Genomic DNA, 14,720 nt, shown 5'->3' with positions numbered 1-14,720 from the left:
TTTGAGCCCTAAGCGCTGACCTTGCTGCTCGCTGATGCTTAGCCGTCCGACGATGCTGGCGACTGCCCGCTGTCGTCCCCGCGTTGTGCCGCTACTTGTGCGGATAAAAAAGACCGATTTCTGGCCCGATATGCTCTAGCCAATGCCCACGCACTGCTTTCTCTATCCCTTCCAAGCTCTTGACGGCTTCTGGAGCCGTCTCTTCGTAGAGCAATTCGGCTAACTCCTGAGTGAGTTCTTTGAGGCGGGCTTGCTTAGATGCATCCATGGGTCTGACCGGTTTCGTTATGAACTGCCCAAAGCTTAGCTCTTATGCTGCTCTTTAAGGGTAAGCATTTTTGCTTATTGCATAACTGGGATGCACCCTCTACAACAGCCTCGGCGAATAACTAACTTAATCCACCGAGACGAATTCCCGCCCCCAACACCACAAATAACACCGCGAAAGTCGTCACGCCGACGATATGATACGCCAAGGAATTCAGCGTCTCCTTCGTTAAGTTTGGAACGATGAAAAAGCGAGCGTGAATTGCCAAAGCCAAGGTTCCTAAAAGTAAACCGAGCTTAATGCCGATATAAACCGACAAAAACGAGTCGAACGCCCAAAACTGTTGAAAACCGGGAAAGTAAATCCAGGTCAGCCACAATCCCGTCACCACCTGCAACAGCAATGCAGCCAGCCCGAACTCTTCAAAGCGGTCTTCAAACTGGCGAACGATGTCGGGATCGCGTTGTTTGAGGGCTTCAGGAAGGACGGTAACAGCCAGAATCAGATGTCCTCCCGTCCAAACTGTCGCCCCCAGCGTGTGTAAAATCACCAAAATTTTAAAGAGCATTAAATCGCACTGGTTCGGGTTTTCTAGATTTCTTAATTTATGACGTTCCCCGATCGCGCGATCGAGGAACGTTACCCGTAAGCTGATGGGATTTCTACTGATTTAATACCTCTTTTTTATGTTGGGGGGCTGCGACGATACGAGCGACATCTTCTAACATTTCATCAGACACTCCCATTTCTTTAAGAGTTGTCATCAAATTTTCGGCGATCGCGTCGAAATGCGACTCGTTCAAGCCTTGTTTTTCCACGAGTTCTTTGTGTGCTTCTCGCATATACCGACCGTCATAGCGATCGGTTCCCCCTAAAGCATAGGTGAGAAAGGCTTTTTGATGCGCCCGTTGTCGAACCATGTCTACATCGGTAAAGAACGATGCAACTCGCTCGTCTTTCAACACGCGATCGTAAAATCGATTTACTGCTACGTCAATGGCTTCTGAGCCGCCGAGTTGTTCAAATACAGTCGTCATGGTTTTTCAATTTCAAGCTTTACGTTGCCCGATTTGGCACGGGTTCAGGCTATCCTGACAGACGATAGGCTGGCTTTGACTTAGGTCAAAACTGAGCGAAAAAGATAAATTTTGTTGGATTGTGCGAGGTGTGCATTGAGGCGATCGCCATTTCAACGTTAGGCACTTGAAGGATTGACAAGTAAGCAAAAAAATGGTATGCGATTGACAACTTTAGCCGAGCGACTAATCTCTCCATTCCACTCCTGGGAACGCCTTTCCAGTTTCTGCAAAATACCGAGTAATGAGTAAAAGCAAATTGCGATCGTTGCAAAGACTTTTAGTGCTTTGATACGATCCTCGATCGCTTTCCCAAATTTCAATAGCCGAATCCCCTCTCGAACTGTCATAATAGTATAAAATATTGCCGCGATCGTAAATCATGAGAGCATATTCGTCACGACCTCCTAAAATATTTAAAGCAAGCTCTGGCTCGTCACCTGGAATATGTTCGCCGATGTGCAGGTCTAAAATGGGAATTTTATCTCTATCCATGCGATCGATCCAAAACTCAATGGTAAACCAATCTGGATGAGGATATTTAATGGTTTGCCATCCTCTTCGATAATACCAAATTACTTCGAGCAGTCGAACTAACATCGATCTGAGTTTTTAGAATTTCAAAGCTAGAACGGTTCAAGTTTATTAATTTTTTTGAGTTTAGAAATTCGTTTATCTTTAAAATTTAAGCAACATAAAAATAGCAGGCGATTGGTTCGTTGGGATAGAGTTCAACAATCTGATTGCTTCAAATTGAACGAATCGATCGCCTGCAACTCTCGAGCCGACTCCTAAAATTCCCACACCGTTACGTTATCCCCAGACGACACGCTCATTAGCGCACTATGAGGACTGAACCGGACGCCACTGTAATTGTAATCGGACGGATCGATCGAGGTGACAAATTCACCGCGACGGTTCCACAGCGTCACCGCATCGTATCCTCCCCCTGAAATTGCTAGAAACCGTCCGTCCGCACTCCATCGTGCCATCGTTCCTCGTTGTGTCAAGGTCGCTTCTCCAGACAACATCCAGCGTCGTACCCAACCCTCTTCACTCACGGAAACCAAAAACGCCCCGTTCGGACTGAACCGGAGATCGCGCAGGCGAGAACCCATCGCCTCGAAGACGCCAGAAACGCCGCCTTTCCACGTTCACAACCGCACCGTTCCCGCCTCGTCTCCCGTGGCGATCGCCAACCCATCGGGACTTAAGGCGAGACTCGAGATCGGCGCACCGTTGTCAAAAGAGATTAGCGATCGCGCGTCGCCGTTTTCAACTCGCCACACCGTCACCGTTCCCGCCTCGTCTCCCGTCACCAAAATCTCCTCACCAAAGGCGAAATCCGTCGCGGATAGGGTTCTGACATCGACCCCGCGATCGTTCCACAGTTTCAAGGTGCGATCGCGTCCGAGTGTCGCCAAAAGTGCGCCGTCGTCGCTGAAACCCAGCTTTTCGACCCAAGAGCCGTGAACGAGCGTATGCTGGGATTGCAGGCGATCGCCCGCGACCCGATACAGTTCGACTGTTTTGTGAACGTCGTCGATCTCGAACGCCTCGTCTGGCGTCGTTAACGCCGCTGCAATTCTCGAACTGTCTCGACTGTATTCGACGACGCGTACCGGAAGACTGTGAGACACCGAATCGAGACGCGTTCCATCGCGTCCCCACAACTCGAGAGAGTAAGCCGCAGCGGTGGCGAGGGTTCGTCCGTCGGGACTGAAACAGACATCCCACACCGAACTGTTGGCGTCAAACTCAAATAAAGGGCGAAACGACAACGTCTGTACGATATTTCGAGAAGGAAGGTTGGGGGACATCGCGCCAGAAACGACGGAAACCCCCACCATCCCCACACCCCAAGGAACGATCGCGGCGATCGCACCGAACAGCCACTGACCTCGAATCGTTTTGTCCATCAACCTCAAACTCTCCAAAACGCGTTAGCTTCACCGTAGCCAGGAGATCCCCGAAATCGAGAGAAAAAACGGTCACTTTCTCGATCGCCCCCAACATAGACCGTCAAAATTCAGGTTTTCCATCGACTTCGATGGAAGCCGAACCCGCAAAACCGCTTTCAAAGCGGGTTGGCTTTCACTCCACCGTCAAAAACCGACGTGAGATTTGCTACTATCAAAAAGGCAATCCTCTCGTAACCCCTAACTAACGTGGAGGATCGAGATTTAGCAGAACTTGGAGGTTAGCGCGACGGCGTGGAGAACTCAAACGCTCTCAACTCAGATCGACTTCGCCTCGCGATCGAACAGTCTCCCGTGGCGATCGCGCTGTTCGACCTCCAGACGCGACTCGTCGCCTGTAGCAACTCATGGCGTAAAGACTTCGGCCTCGGCGATCGCGATCTCGCGGGTTTAAGCTATAAAGACCTCGTTTCCCACACGCCCAAACAGTGGCAAGATGCCTATCGGCGCACGCTACAAGGCTACACCAGTTCCTGCGAACCTCACCTGCTGACGCTTCCCGACGGAACCGCCACATGGATGCAGGGAAAGCTAGCCCCGTGGCGAGACGAAACGGATAACCTCTGTGGGGTAATCTGGACAACAGAGATGCTCTCCGAAGCCGAACAAGCGGATTTCGGCTGGGGTAACGTGTTTAAACTCTCTCCAGACCTACACTGCATCGCAGGTCTCGATGGCTATTTAAAAAGGCTCAACCCCGCTTGGGAACTCGTTCTCGGATATAGTCTCGAAGACTTGAAGTCGCGGCCGTTCGTCGAACTGGTACATCCCGACGATCTCGAACGCACCCTCGAAGCGGCTCGAACCCTCGCTGAAGGGGGCGTCCACGAAACCTTTGAAAATCGCTATTGCTGTCGAGACGGTTCTTATCGCTGGTTGCAGTGGACTGCGATTTCTCTGGTCGAACAGCAACTGATCTACGCAGTGGCTCGGGATATCACGCGACGCAAACACACTGAAATCGCCTTGCGGGAAAGCGAAGCTCAACTGCGTAAAAAAGCGAACCATCTGTCTCAAACGCTACAAGAGTTGCGCCAAACTCAGATGCAGCTGATGCAAACTGAAAAAATGTCGAGTTTGGGACAACTCATCGCCGGAGTCGCTCACGAAATCAACAATCCGGTTAATTTTATTTATGGAAATCTGGTTCACGCCAAAGAGTATACCGAAGATATTCTTGGGTTGTTGCAGTTGTATCAAGATTGCTACAGTAACCCGAGTCCTGAAATTCAGGACGAAGCCGACGCCATCGATTTAGAGTTTTTGGTAGACGACTTACCGCAGTTGTTGTCGTCGATGATGGTGGGGGCGAATCGGATTAAGGACATCGTGGCGTCTCTGCGAAACTTCTCTCGCATGGACGAAGCGGAAATGACGCTGGTGGATTTACACGAAGGTATCGATAGTACGCTGACGATTTTACAAAACCGCATCAAGGCCAAACCCGACCGTCCCGCGATCGCGATCGTGAAAGAGTACAGCGATCTTCCTAAAATCGAGTGTTTCGTGGGACAGTTGAATCAGGTATTTATGAATATTATTAGTAATGCGGTCGATGCTCTCGAAGAACGCGATCGCGATCGCACGTATCAAGAGGTCGAAGCTCATCCGAGTTCGATTCGTATCTGTACTGCCAAACATGGTGATAATGCAGTTAGCATCCGCATTATCGATAACGGTCTGGGGATTGAAGAAACAATTCGCGATCGCTTGTTCGAGCCGTTCTTCACCACGAAACCGATCGGAAAAGGAACGGGTTTGGGACTGTCGATCAGCTATCAAATCATCACGGACAAACACGGCGGAACCCTAACCTGTCGTTCTGTTGAAGGAGAAGGGACAGAGTTTGAGATCGTCATTCCAATCAATCAAATTGATAATTGAGAGGGAACGGGGAACGGGGAACAGGTTTCTTCCCCTCATCCCATCACCCCATCACGCGATCGAATATCCCGCTTCAGTAATCGCTGCTTTGACGGCGTCTTCAGATTGTTGGGTTTCGATCGCCACAGTTTTCTGGTCTAAATCCGCTTCGACTTTGGCGGAGTCGTCGAGTTGGCGAACGGCTTTCGTAATGGTGTCCGCACAAGCCGAACACGCCATGTCAGGAACCTTGAGTTTTAGCATGGGTTGACCTTGTATCTATACGTATCGATATTATCGAGCAACGGCGACGGACTCGAGAATCCCTTTAAACAGAGCCAATCCGTCCGTTCCGCCAACGATCGCATCGGAGGCACGTTCTGGGTGTGGCATCATGCCTATCACATTTTGTGCATTATTGCAAATTCCTGCAATATTATTTAACGAGCCGTTTGGATTGGCCTCGTCCGTCACCTCTCCCGTCGCAGAGCAGTAACGAAACAGAACTTGTCCGTTATCCTCGAGTTGCGCCAGAGTTTCGGCGTCGGCGTGATAGCGGCCTTCACCGTGGGCGACGGGAAGGACGATAGGGCGATCGCTCCGGTAATGTTGTGTCCAGAAAAGATCGGTACGTTCGACTTTTAGCGGGAGGCGATCGCAAATAAAGTGAAGGTTGCGATTGCGAACCAACGCACCGGGAAGCAATCCCACCTCCGTAAGAATTTGGAAGCCGTTGCAAATCCCGAGGACGTATTTTCCCTGACGGGCGTGTTCGACCACCGAAGGCATAATGGGGGAAAAGCGAGCGATCGCACCACAGCGGAGATAGTCCCCGTAACTGAAGCCACCGGGAATCACCACCACGTCCACATCGCCGAGATCCGTGTCGCGGTGCCAAATTTTACGAGTCGGCTGTCCGAGAATCTCTTGCGTAACGTAGACTACATCGCGATCGCAGTTCGAGCCGGGGAAGACGAGAACGCCAACCTTCATGCGCGAACCTCCTCAGCCATCGCACTGACCTCGAAACGATAGTTTTCGATCGTGGGATTGGCTAAAAGGCGATCGCACATCAAATCGACCTTCTGTCTGGCGTCGGCGTCGTCGTCGGCGTCTAAGGTCAGTTCGACGTACTTTCCAATGCGAACGTCACCGACTCCCTCAACGCCGAGTTGTTGCAGTCCCGAGCGAACCGCCGTCCCTGCCGGATCGAGGACAGAGGGTCTGAGGGTAACATAGATTTGAGCTTGATAACGTTGACTCACAGCAATGCCTGGAAAAAGATTAGCAGAGGTGCTACCGCTTACACTTACATTTAAGTTACATCTTAAGTTACATCGGATCGAACTCACTCCGAAAGCACTCTAAACAAAGCTGTTACCCCAGAAGCAGGTTCGGCGACAGCGATCGAACTCCGAGTCACGCATTGCGAGGGAACTCCGTTCCGCTTCGCGATCGAAGCAATCCAAAATTGACTAATGAAAATCCGGCGTACCCGCTCCCAAGAAAAAATTCTCGATCTTCTCAATAGCCAAAAGCGATCGCTCTCGGCTCAAGACATCTACGTCGAACTCCGCAAGCGCAACCAGAGTGTAGGCTTAGCCACCGTGTACCGAGCGCTCGAAGCCCTCAAACTCGAAGGTTTAGTACAAGTCCGAACCCTCGCCAGCGGAGAATCGCTGTACTGTCCTCCCCACCAGGACAAACACCATCTGACGTGTTTGCAATGCGGCGAATCGATCCCTCTCGGTGAATGTCCCGTGCGCGATCTCGAAGAACGCCTTCACGCCCAACACCGATTCAAGATCTTTTACCATACCCTCGAGTTTTTCGGACTCTGCGAAAGCTGTCTGCAAGCGGAAAAATCTGTTTGAAGGAACGGGGAACGGGGAACAGTTGATAGTTTCCCCCCCTCTCCCCTTTTACAGTCACCAGTGTCCTTATCTTTCCTGTTAAACCTGTTAAACTACAGCAATTTGACGCGCAGTCAGAGACGGCGTTCCTTCCAAAATTGCCAGGAGTACGGGGGCACCGGCGGCCGTTCCATCGATGTTGAAACTCAAGTGTCCCGTAGCCGTATCGTAGAGGAACGTGGGATCGCTGCTGAGAGGCGCCAGGGTGCATCTCAAAAATGTAAATTTATACGAGAAAATAAGGATTTCAGCCTCCAATTCTCATGTTTTTGCAAAACTGAGATGCACCCGAGGCGCCAATGCAAACGGGTGCATCTCAAAAATGTAAATTCATCGAATTGGGCGCACTCAATTTCCAGATCCCCGGCATCTCCAAGATGCCGGGGATCTTATACCGGAAGTGCTAATCGGGAATTTTGCCACCCCAAACTGATGTTTTTGCACTCATTGAGATGCACCCAATGCAAACCACTATCAGCTCTTTTCATCATTACTGTATAATACCACCCACCAATTGTTCCAGGCTGATAATTTTCATAATAGCTTTAATTCCCGAATATCATTCAATACTCACAAGCAAAATGAGTGCGATCGCCTACCAAGCGCCTCAGTTCCACAAAAACATAAGCCTTGCTCATGTCAAGAAAAAAGTCGATTTAGAAGTTCATCACGAGTCATGCTAAAGTGGTTTTCGATATCCCTTAAGATTGCAGTCAGTGTACCGATTTTAATCGGTTTGTGGCTGGGAATCGTCACATGATGCTCTCTCTTCTCTTGAGTTGTCATTCTGATATGACTTCCCGTTTGGCGATCGACTGTATACCCCAACTTTTGAAGGAATTTGGCGAGTTCATCACCGGACAAGCTTCTCGGCAGCTTCACGAAGCAATCACCTCATCATGCACGATATGTAAACGGATGATTTTTGGACGAGTCGCTTCATCATCATAATGGCAACGGACGGCATCTTTTACCATTTCTCGCAATTCCTCAATGCTATCAGCTTGAGTAAAGATAGATTCACCCATTGCCTTGGCGACATAGCCTCCTTCCGGGTCGTCCTCAACTAAAAAAATAATTTCTATCATGGAATTTTCTCTTCGGCATCTCGCAACGCTACATTTATATTTTATAGCAACTATAGCAACATGACATGACGAGCCAAAATTACATCCGATCGAAGCCCCCAGTATTGGGGGTTTGGGGGCTAGATGTACTATGGCAACCCTAAATCAGTTGTGTAACAGAATCGGGACAAAAAGGGAACGGGGAACGGGGAACGGGGAACTGGATATCTGATTTTTTCTGGTGTTTTAATTTTTGAGGATTCATTTGGTACTGCTATATATTGTTATGTTATGAACCTACTATAATAGATGCAACAACACCTGGAAATTCAAGGAAAATAATGCCCGTACAAACGAAAGCCCAGGGTGCATCTCAATGAGTGCAAAAACATCAGTTTGGGGTGGCAAAATTCCCGATTAGCACTTCCGGTATAAGATCCCCGGCATCTCCAAGATGCCGGGGATCTGGAAATTGAGTGCGCCCAATTCGATGAATTTACATTTTTGAGATGCACCCAGTCCTTACATCGCCCCCCGCATTCTCGATGAGGTTGAATATGTCTCCTTCGGCTCGTGAGTATTTGCAAAATATTCTCCAAGAAACCAATTATATTATCACCCATTCCGTCGGTTTAGATAAGGCAGTTTTTCTACAGAATGAAACGCTCAAACGGGCTTACGTTCGGAGCCTCGAAATAATCGACGAAGCTGTCAAACAACTGCCGGATTCGCTGCGACAAAAATATAATGCCATCGAATGGCGGGCGATCGCCTCATTCACAATTACTTTGGTGTCGATTACGATCTGGTTTGGGATGTTGTGGCGAACAAAATTTCCGAACTCGATGCAGAGGTGAGATCGATTCTCGAGCGGTAGTATCCACCAGGACAAGATGGGTTGGCTCCTTATCTTTCCGGTTGAACCTGTTAAACCACAGCAATTTGACTCGCAGTCAGAGACGGCGTTCCTTCCAAAATTGCCAGGAGTACGGGGGCACCGGCGGCCGTTCCATCGATGTCGAAACTCAAGTGTCCCGTAGCCGTATCGTAGAGGAACGTGGGATCGCTGCTGAGAGGCGTCGCATCGGCACTGCTGACGAAGACTCCCGTGTCCGAAGCCGTGGAACTGAGAGCGACCCCCGCTTGTAAACCCCCGCCGAATCCCGCCGCCGAAACCTCGATCGCATCGTCGCTACCGAAATCTGTCAGCACGTCGGTTCCCTCGCTGGGGGCGTTGTAGGCGACAGTATCCGCACCGCCGCCGCCGGTTATCGTATCCGACCCCGCACCGCCGTTTAAGAGGTTGTCGCTGGCGTCGCCGTCGAGGGTTTGCGCCCCCTCGTTCGACCCGGCGTAGAGGGGAACTAAGAAGCCGTTTCCCCGTTGCGTGAACGCGGTGGTATTGAGGATTTGTTCCGTCACGCCGTTTTGCGTGTCTTCGACGAGAATCTCGTAACTTCCGACGCTGTAACGCGATTCTCCAACGCCCGCGATCGTCAGTTGCGAGTCCGTATTGATAAAGGCCGGGCGATCGACCGGAATGCGATCGCCGCCTCCCGCCGGATAAATCAAGCCCCCCAGGACTTCCGTGCGACCGCCGTTGATATTTTCCACGACGACCCCTTCTTTCTCGGTTTTCAACCCCAAAATCCACAAATCCGAGCCATTGTTAACGATGTTCGTCGTAGCCACTTCCGGGTTGAGTTGGCGGGCCCAAACCTGCTGCTGGTTAAACTCCCAACCGCCGATGGTCACGTCTTCAATAAAAACCTTACCGCCCGTGACGCTGTTGCGATACGCCGTTCCCGAACTGGTCAGAACGTTCCGTACCGTCAGCGGTTGCGTCGTCGCCTGGTCGAACCAGTAGAAGCTACCGCCGCCGCTGCTGCCCCAAAACCGCTCGATCGCCACCGGGTTCGTCGTCCCCTCAAACCGGAACACCGGCTGATTTTGACTTTTAAGGGGATCGCCGATCGAAAAAATCGTTTGATAGGACAAACCCGTGATGGTTTGCACTCCGTCGCCGACCGTCAACGTATCGTTAATATCGTAATTTCCTTTGGGGAAGTAAACCGTCGCCGCCCCACTGTCCAACGCCGCTTGAATCGCCACCGTATCGTCGAGACCGTCGTTGGGAACCGCCCCGAAGTCCGTCGGACTGACCCAGTTCGCCACATCGCCGTAAATCACCTCGGGGGCGTTTTCAACCGGTAAGTTTAACGAGGTTTGCGCCGAGGGAAACGTACTGTGAATCGCTTGAGAAACATATTCATCGATGCTGTTTCCGGGGACGACGACGCCGTTGTTGTCTAACGCCGACGCGTAACCGGACGTGGCGACATTGCGAGCGTAGAGGGTTCCGGCGTCCATTTCGATCGCAGAATTCCCCGAAGACCCGCCGCTAAACGTACTGTCGAGAACCGTGACGATACCCCGTTGTTCGGTGTTGCGAATCGCCGGGACGCTGTTGTTGCTGGTGAGGTTGTAGAAGGTGGAGATGTTCCCTTCGTTGAGGACGCCGACAACCCGTTGGTTCGACAGCGAAACGTTTTCAAAAACATTGCTGTATTCGTTGTGGTCGGTTTCGATCCCCACGTCGAACCCTTCGATATTGACGTTTTGAATCAGTGCAGGGCCGGGCCAGGGAGTCGTTAGCGCCAATCCCGTACTGCCTTGGAAGTTGGAATCGCTCGATCGAATAGTGACGTTTCGCAGACCCCCTTGGTTATTGTTTTGGAACGCCACACCGATCGCACCGGGGTTGTTCGATCCCACGTCGATCGTGATATCGTAAATCGAATTTTGGAACGCCTGACCCGTGCTACCCGTGCCGTTAAACATATCGATCAGGGGCTGCGGACTGTTCGTGTTGCCGAACACTTCGACACCACTTTCGGCTTTAATAATCGTATTTTCCTGACTTTCGCCCAAAATCGACAAGCGGCGATCGTCGCCCCAGGTTAACGTCTCGCTGATGAGATACGTACCGTCGGGAAAATAAACCGTGCGGTTGGCGGCCATCGCTGCCAGAATCGCCGCCGTGTCGTCGGTGACGCCGTTTCCCGTCGCGCCGTAATCCTTGACGTTGGCGATATTCGCCCCGCTGGGCAAATTGAATCCCGGCGTCGCGAAATCGTCGTTGAGAATCGTACCGATCGCCGCGTTATCGACGATCGCCGCCTCCGTCGCGTTGCTGAGAGCGAGCGAAAAGGTTTCATCGTCCTCGATGTCTCCGTCACCCTGTATCGGAACGGTCACCGTCTGTTCGACCGTTCCGGGGGCGAAGGTCAGCGTTCCCGAAACCGCCGTGTAATCGACTCCCGCCGTCGCCGTTTCGTCGCTGGTGGCGTAATCGACCGTCACCGTTTCGTCGCTGGAGTCCGAGAGCGTCACCGTAAAGACGAGATTCGACGTTCCCGCGTCTCCTTCTGTTACCAGCACGTCCCGAACCGTGACCGTCGGGTTCGGATACAACTGACTTTGAGGAATCACCTGACGCGCTTGCGAAGAACTCGACCACAGCAACTGCGCCGTCGCACCCCCTTGATTTTCAAAATATTCGAGTTTGATGTTGTAGTGCTGTCCGGCTTCGAGGGCGATGGTTCCCGTGTGTTCGGTCGCCCCTTGAAGTTGCCAGCGATCGATAATCAGTTCGTCGTTTACCCACAGCCGCACGCCGTCGTCTGTAATCGTGTGGAAGGTGTAGGTTTCGGTAAAACGGGGTTCGATGTCCCCCGTCCAGCGCACGGAGTAGAAATCCGTACCGAGTCCGCCAGCGGCAGCACCTCCACCCCAGCTAAAGTTCACCGTCGCGTCGGTACGCGTTCTCACGAGAGTATTAAAGTTCGTCCCGTTGAAATACTGACCGGTCAATCCCGTACCGCTGGCGTTGACGAAATCGTTATCGACGATCGTTAACACAGCGCTATCTTGCGACCCGATCGCCGCCCCTCCTGTGGGACTGTCTAGGGACAGGTTGAGGGTTTCGTCTCCTTCGATCGCGTCGTCGTCGACGAGGGGAATCGCGATGGTTTGCGTCGTGTTATCCCCATCGGCAAAGTTAACGGTAATGGGCGTGTTGTCGTAATCATCGGGACTCGTCGCCGTCACGTCGCTGAGGCTCAGCGTCGCCCCGACTTCGCCGTCGATACCGCCTTTGCGGGCTACTTGTACCGCTGCGATCGCCGTTCCGTCCTCTCGCACGCTGAAGGTCAAATCGCTGAATTCGAGAGTTCCGGGGTTCGTATCGAGGGGATACAGTTGACTCGTCGGGACGATTTCCCGATTTTGAGAGGCACTCGACCATTCCAGTTGAGACACCGCCCGTCCTAAATACTCGTAGTAATCGACGCGAATATCGTATTGTTGCCCCGCGTTAAGCGCGATCGTGGCGCTGTTGGTCGTAGGAGCTTGAATTTCCCAATCGTCGATGAGGAGTTGGCCGTCTACCCACAACCGCACCCCGTCGCTGGTGGTGGTATAGAAGGTGTACTCTTCGGCGTACAGCGGTTCGATTTGCCCCTGCCAGCGCACGGCAAAGGTATCGTCGTCGACGCTGGGGTCGGGCATTCCGTTGTCCCAGTTGAAATCGATGGTGGGGTCGGTACGGGTCAGCACCAAGTTGGCAAAATCGGGAAACTGACTGTCGTGGTCGTAGTAATATCCCGTCAGCCCGGTTCCGGTTCCCACACTGGCGTCGTTATCGACAATGTTGACGCTGGCGGTGTTTTGAACGCCGAGGGTCGCTCCCCCAACAGGAGAGGTCAGGGTCAGATCGAAAGTTTCTTCGCCTTCGACGAGGTCGTCGTCTACGACGGGAATCGAAACGACTTTATCAGTGTCGTCGCCGTCGTCAAAACTGACGGTAATAGGACTGCTATCGTAGTCGTCGGGACTGATGGCGGTTCCGTCGCTGAGTTCGATGGTGGCACTGACTGCCCCAGTACTGCCTCCGCTGCGACTCACAGTCACGTCGAGGACGGGCGTTCCGTCTTCGCGAATGCTGAATTCGGGGGCGGTAAAGGCCAGACTCCCACGCGGTAGGTTGGGGTCGGGATACAGCTGACTCGTCGGGACGATTTCTCGGGATTGAGAGGCACTCGACCATTCCAGTTGAGACACCGCCCGTCCTAAATACTCGTAGTAATCGATGCGAATATCGTATTGTTGCCCCGCTTCCAGGGTAATCGTGGCGCTGTTGGTGGTGGGGGCTTGGATTTCCCAATCGTCGATGAGGAGTTGGCCGTCTACCCACAACCGCACCCCGTCGCTGGTAGTGGTATAGAAAGTATAGGTTTCAGAGTGTTCGGCTTCGATTTGACCTTGCCAGCGCACGGCAAAGGTGTCGTCGTCCACGCTGGGATCGGGAGCGCCACCGTCCCAGTTAAAGTTAACTGTGGCGTCGGTGCGGGTCAGCACCAAGTTGGCAAAGTCGGGAAATTTGCTGTCGTGGTCGTAGTAGTAGCCAGTTAAGCCAGTTCCGCTTCCAGGGGAACCGGAGGGAGTCGAGGAGGAATCGTTGTCGGCAATGGTGACGGTGGCGCTGGTTCGAGCGCCGAGAGACGCGCTGTTAGTGGGGTTGACGAGGGTAACGTCGAAGGTTTCGTCGCCTTCGATGAGGGTGTCGTCGGTGATGGGAATGGAGACGACTTGGTCGGTGTCGTCGCCGTCGGCAAAGCTAACGGTAATCGGCGCGTTGTTGTAGTCGTCGGGACTGACAGCGGTGACATCGCTGAGATCGAGCGTGACGTCGATCGCGCCGCTGCTGCCTCCGGTTCGGCTGACGGTGACGGCGGCGATCGCACTTCCGTCTTCGTCGTAACTGTACTCGGTGGCAGTCAGTTCTAGAGTTCCGGCGTCGCTGCTGCTGGCGGAATCGGGATAAAGCTGACTCGTCGGGACGATTTCTCTGGATTGGGAGGCACTCGACCATTCCAGTTGAGACACCGCCCGTCCTAAATACTCGTAGTAATCGATGCGGATATCGTATTGTTGCCCCGCTTCCAGGGTAATCGTGGCGCTGTTGGTGGTGGGGGCTTGGATTTCCCAATCGTCGATGAGGAGTTGGCCGTCTACCCACAACCGCACCCCGTCGCTGGTGGTGGTATAGAAGGTATAGGTTTCGGAGTGTTCGGCTTCGATTTGACCTTGCCAACGCACGGCAAAGGTATCGTCGTCCACGCTGGGATCGGGCATTCCGTTGTCCCAGTTAAAGTTGACGGTGGGATCGATACGGGTCAGGACGAGGTTGGCAAAATCGGGAAATTTGCTGTCGTGGTCGTAGTAATATCCAGTCAGACCGATGCCGTTACTCATGATTCTTAAGGTGGGATAAACAGGGTCGTCGTCTCGTTCTCGTTCGGTAAAAACCTCGAGTCGGTTGGGGTCAAAGCCCACTGCACCCAAAAACACGTCAGCGTCGGACGCGAAGGAAGTTTAGGCTCTACAACACTCTGCCAACGGGATGCCAGAGCGGAGCAAAGGACTAAATAAGGTTTTTTGTAAGTAAATTCAGTGTATTCTTTGAGTCTCAACCTCATTATGGAGTCGGGGAT

The 14,720-nt window shown here is 52.3% G+C and carries 15 protein-coding genes and 1 pseudogene; 3 read left to right on the top strand and 13 right to left on the bottom strand.

What is annotated here, in order from left to right; translation table 11 throughout:
* Positions 1-91 precede the first annotated feature (91 nt).
* The 6 genes from GEI7105_RS38905 to GEI7105_RS0126515 all read right to left on the bottom strand — a co-directional run bounded on the left by GEI7105_RS38905 (position 92) and on the right by GEI7105_RS0126515 (position 3,263).
* On the bottom strand, positions 92-268 hold the full coding sequence (locus GEI7105_RS38905; RefSeq protein WP_017663400.1) for a hypothetical protein: 177 nt from the start codon (positions 266-268) through the stop codon (positions 92-94).
* A 121-nt stretch (positions 269-389) separates the two neighbouring features.
* The gene (locus GEI7105_RS0126535; protein ID WP_017663399.1) at positions 390-836 is read right to left on the bottom strand and encodes a CopD family protein; all 447 of its coding nucleotides are present in this window, start codon (positions 834-836) and stop codon (positions 390-392) included.
* Between the two features lie 94 nt (positions 837-930).
* Positions 931-1,305: a group I truncated hemoglobin gene (locus tag GEI7105_RS0126530; protein ID WP_017663398.1), complete on the bottom strand. Its 375-nt coding sequence runs from the start codon at positions 1,303-1,305 to the stop codon at positions 931-933.
* A gap of 225 nt (positions 1,306-1,530) precedes the next feature.
* Positions 1,531-1,944 carry a hypothetical protein gene (locus GEI7105_RS0126525; protein WP_017663397.1) on the bottom strand — a complete coding sequence of 138 codons (414 nt, stop codon included), beginning with the start codon at positions 1,942-1,944 and terminating at the stop codon, positions 1,531-1,533.
* A gap of 191 nt (positions 1,945-2,135) precedes the next feature.
* Positions 2,136-2,462, bottom strand: coding sequence for a WD40 repeat domain-containing protein (locus GEI7105_RS0126520; protein ID WP_017663396.1), 327 nt, complete (start codon positions 2,460-2,462; stop codon positions 2,136-2,138).
* A 36-nt stretch (positions 2,463-2,498) separates the two neighbouring features.
* Entirely contained in the window at positions 2,499-3,263 is a 765-nt protein-coding gene (locus GEI7105_RS0126515; protein WP_017663395.1) for a WD40 repeat domain-containing protein, read from the bottom strand.
* Positions 3,264-3,557: 294 nt separating this feature from the next.
* Between GEI7105_RS0126515 and GEI7105_RS34035 the strand changes: the two genes are divergently transcribed.
* Positions 3,558-5,207, top strand: coding sequence for a PAS domain-containing sensor histidine kinase (locus tag GEI7105_RS34035; RefSeq protein ID WP_017663394.1), 1,650 nt, complete (start codon positions 3,558-3,560; stop codon positions 5,205-5,207).
* A gap of 51 nt (positions 5,208-5,258) precedes the next feature.
* Here the strand turns inward: GEI7105_RS34035 and GEI7105_RS0126505 are convergent, their stop codons facing one another.
* From GEI7105_RS0126505 to purS, 3 genes are read right to left on the bottom strand one after another with little or no spacing between them, the layout of a single operon-like run.
* Positions 5,259-5,450, bottom strand: a complete 192-nt coding sequence (locus tag GEI7105_RS0126505; RefSeq protein WP_017663393.1) for a heavy-metal-associated domain-containing protein — start codon at positions 5,448-5,450, stop codon at positions 5,259-5,261.
* Positions 5,451-5,480: 30 nt separating this feature from the next.
* Complete coding sequence (purQ, locus tag GEI7105_RS0126500) at positions 5,481-6,179, bottom strand: phosphoribosylformylglycinamidine synthase subunit PurQ (RefSeq protein ID WP_017663392.1); 699 nt, start codon at positions 6,177-6,179, stop codon at positions 5,481-5,483.
* Positions 6,176-6,451, bottom strand: coding sequence for a phosphoribosylformylglycinamidine synthase subunit PurS (purS, locus tag GEI7105_RS0126495; RefSeq protein ID WP_017663391.1), 276 nt, complete (start codon positions 6,449-6,451; stop codon positions 6,176-6,178). Before purS ends, purQ begins: the two co-directional genes overlap by 4 nt.
* A 213-nt stretch (positions 6,452-6,664) precedes the next feature.
* Between purS and GEI7105_RS0126490 the strand changes: the two genes are divergently transcribed.
* The gene (locus GEI7105_RS0126490; RefSeq protein ID WP_017663390.1) at positions 6,665-7,060 is read left to right on the top strand and encodes a Fur family transcriptional regulator; all 396 of its coding nucleotides are present in this window, start codon (positions 6,665-6,667) and stop codon (positions 7,058-7,060) included.
* 87 nt (positions 7,061-7,147) lie between these two features.
* On the opposite strand, the gene GEI7105_RS38900 is transcribed toward GEI7105_RS0126490, so the two are convergent.
* From GEI7105_RS38900 to GEI7105_RS0126480, 3 genes are all read right to left on the bottom strand, one after another.
* Positions 7,148-7,315: a hypothetical protein gene (locus tag GEI7105_RS38900; protein WP_017663389.1), complete on the bottom strand. Its 168-nt coding sequence runs from the start codon at positions 7,313-7,315 to the stop codon at positions 7,148-7,150.
* 423 nt (positions 7,316-7,738) lie between these two features.
* Positions 7,739-7,981 (bottom strand): type II toxin-antitoxin system HicA family toxin, encoded by a 243-nt coding sequence (locus tag GEI7105_RS0126485; RefSeq protein ID WP_017663388.1) that lies wholly within the window; start codon positions 7,979-7,981, stop codon positions 7,739-7,741.
* Positions 7,978-8,187 carry a 2-oxoisovalerate dehydrogenase E1 subunit beta gene (locus GEI7105_RS0126480; protein WP_017663387.1) on the bottom strand — a complete coding sequence of 70 codons (210 nt, stop codon included), beginning with the start codon at positions 8,185-8,187 and terminating at the stop codon, positions 7,978-7,980. Before GEI7105_RS0126480 ends, GEI7105_RS0126485 begins: the two co-directional genes overlap by 4 nt.
* Positions 8,188-8,675: 488 nt before the next feature.
* Between GEI7105_RS0126480 and GEI7105_RS40840 the strand changes: the two are divergent.
* Positions 8,676-9,043: pseudogene (locus tag GEI7105_RS40840) on the top strand (HepT-like ribonuclease domain-containing protein).
* Between the two features lie 50 nt (positions 9,044-9,093).
* On the opposite strand, the gene GEI7105_RS34030 reads toward GEI7105_RS40840, so the two are convergent.
* On the bottom strand, positions 9,094-14,577 hold the full coding sequence (locus GEI7105_RS34030) for a PA14 domain-containing protein (protein ID WP_017663386.1): 5,484 nt from the start codon (positions 14,575-14,577) through the stop codon (positions 9,094-9,096).
* Between the last annotated feature and the right edge of the window lie 143 nt (positions 14,578-14,720).

The sequence above is a fragment of the Baaleninema simplex PCC 7105 genome (assembly GCF_000332355.1).
GTDB classification, from domain to species: Bacteria; Cyanobacteriota; Cyanobacteriia; order Cyanobacteriales; family Geitlerinemataceae; genus Baaleninema; species Baaleninema simplex.
The sequence above is the reverse complement of the archived record's forward strand: the minus strand, read 5'-3'. Positions and strand labels throughout refer to the sequence as shown.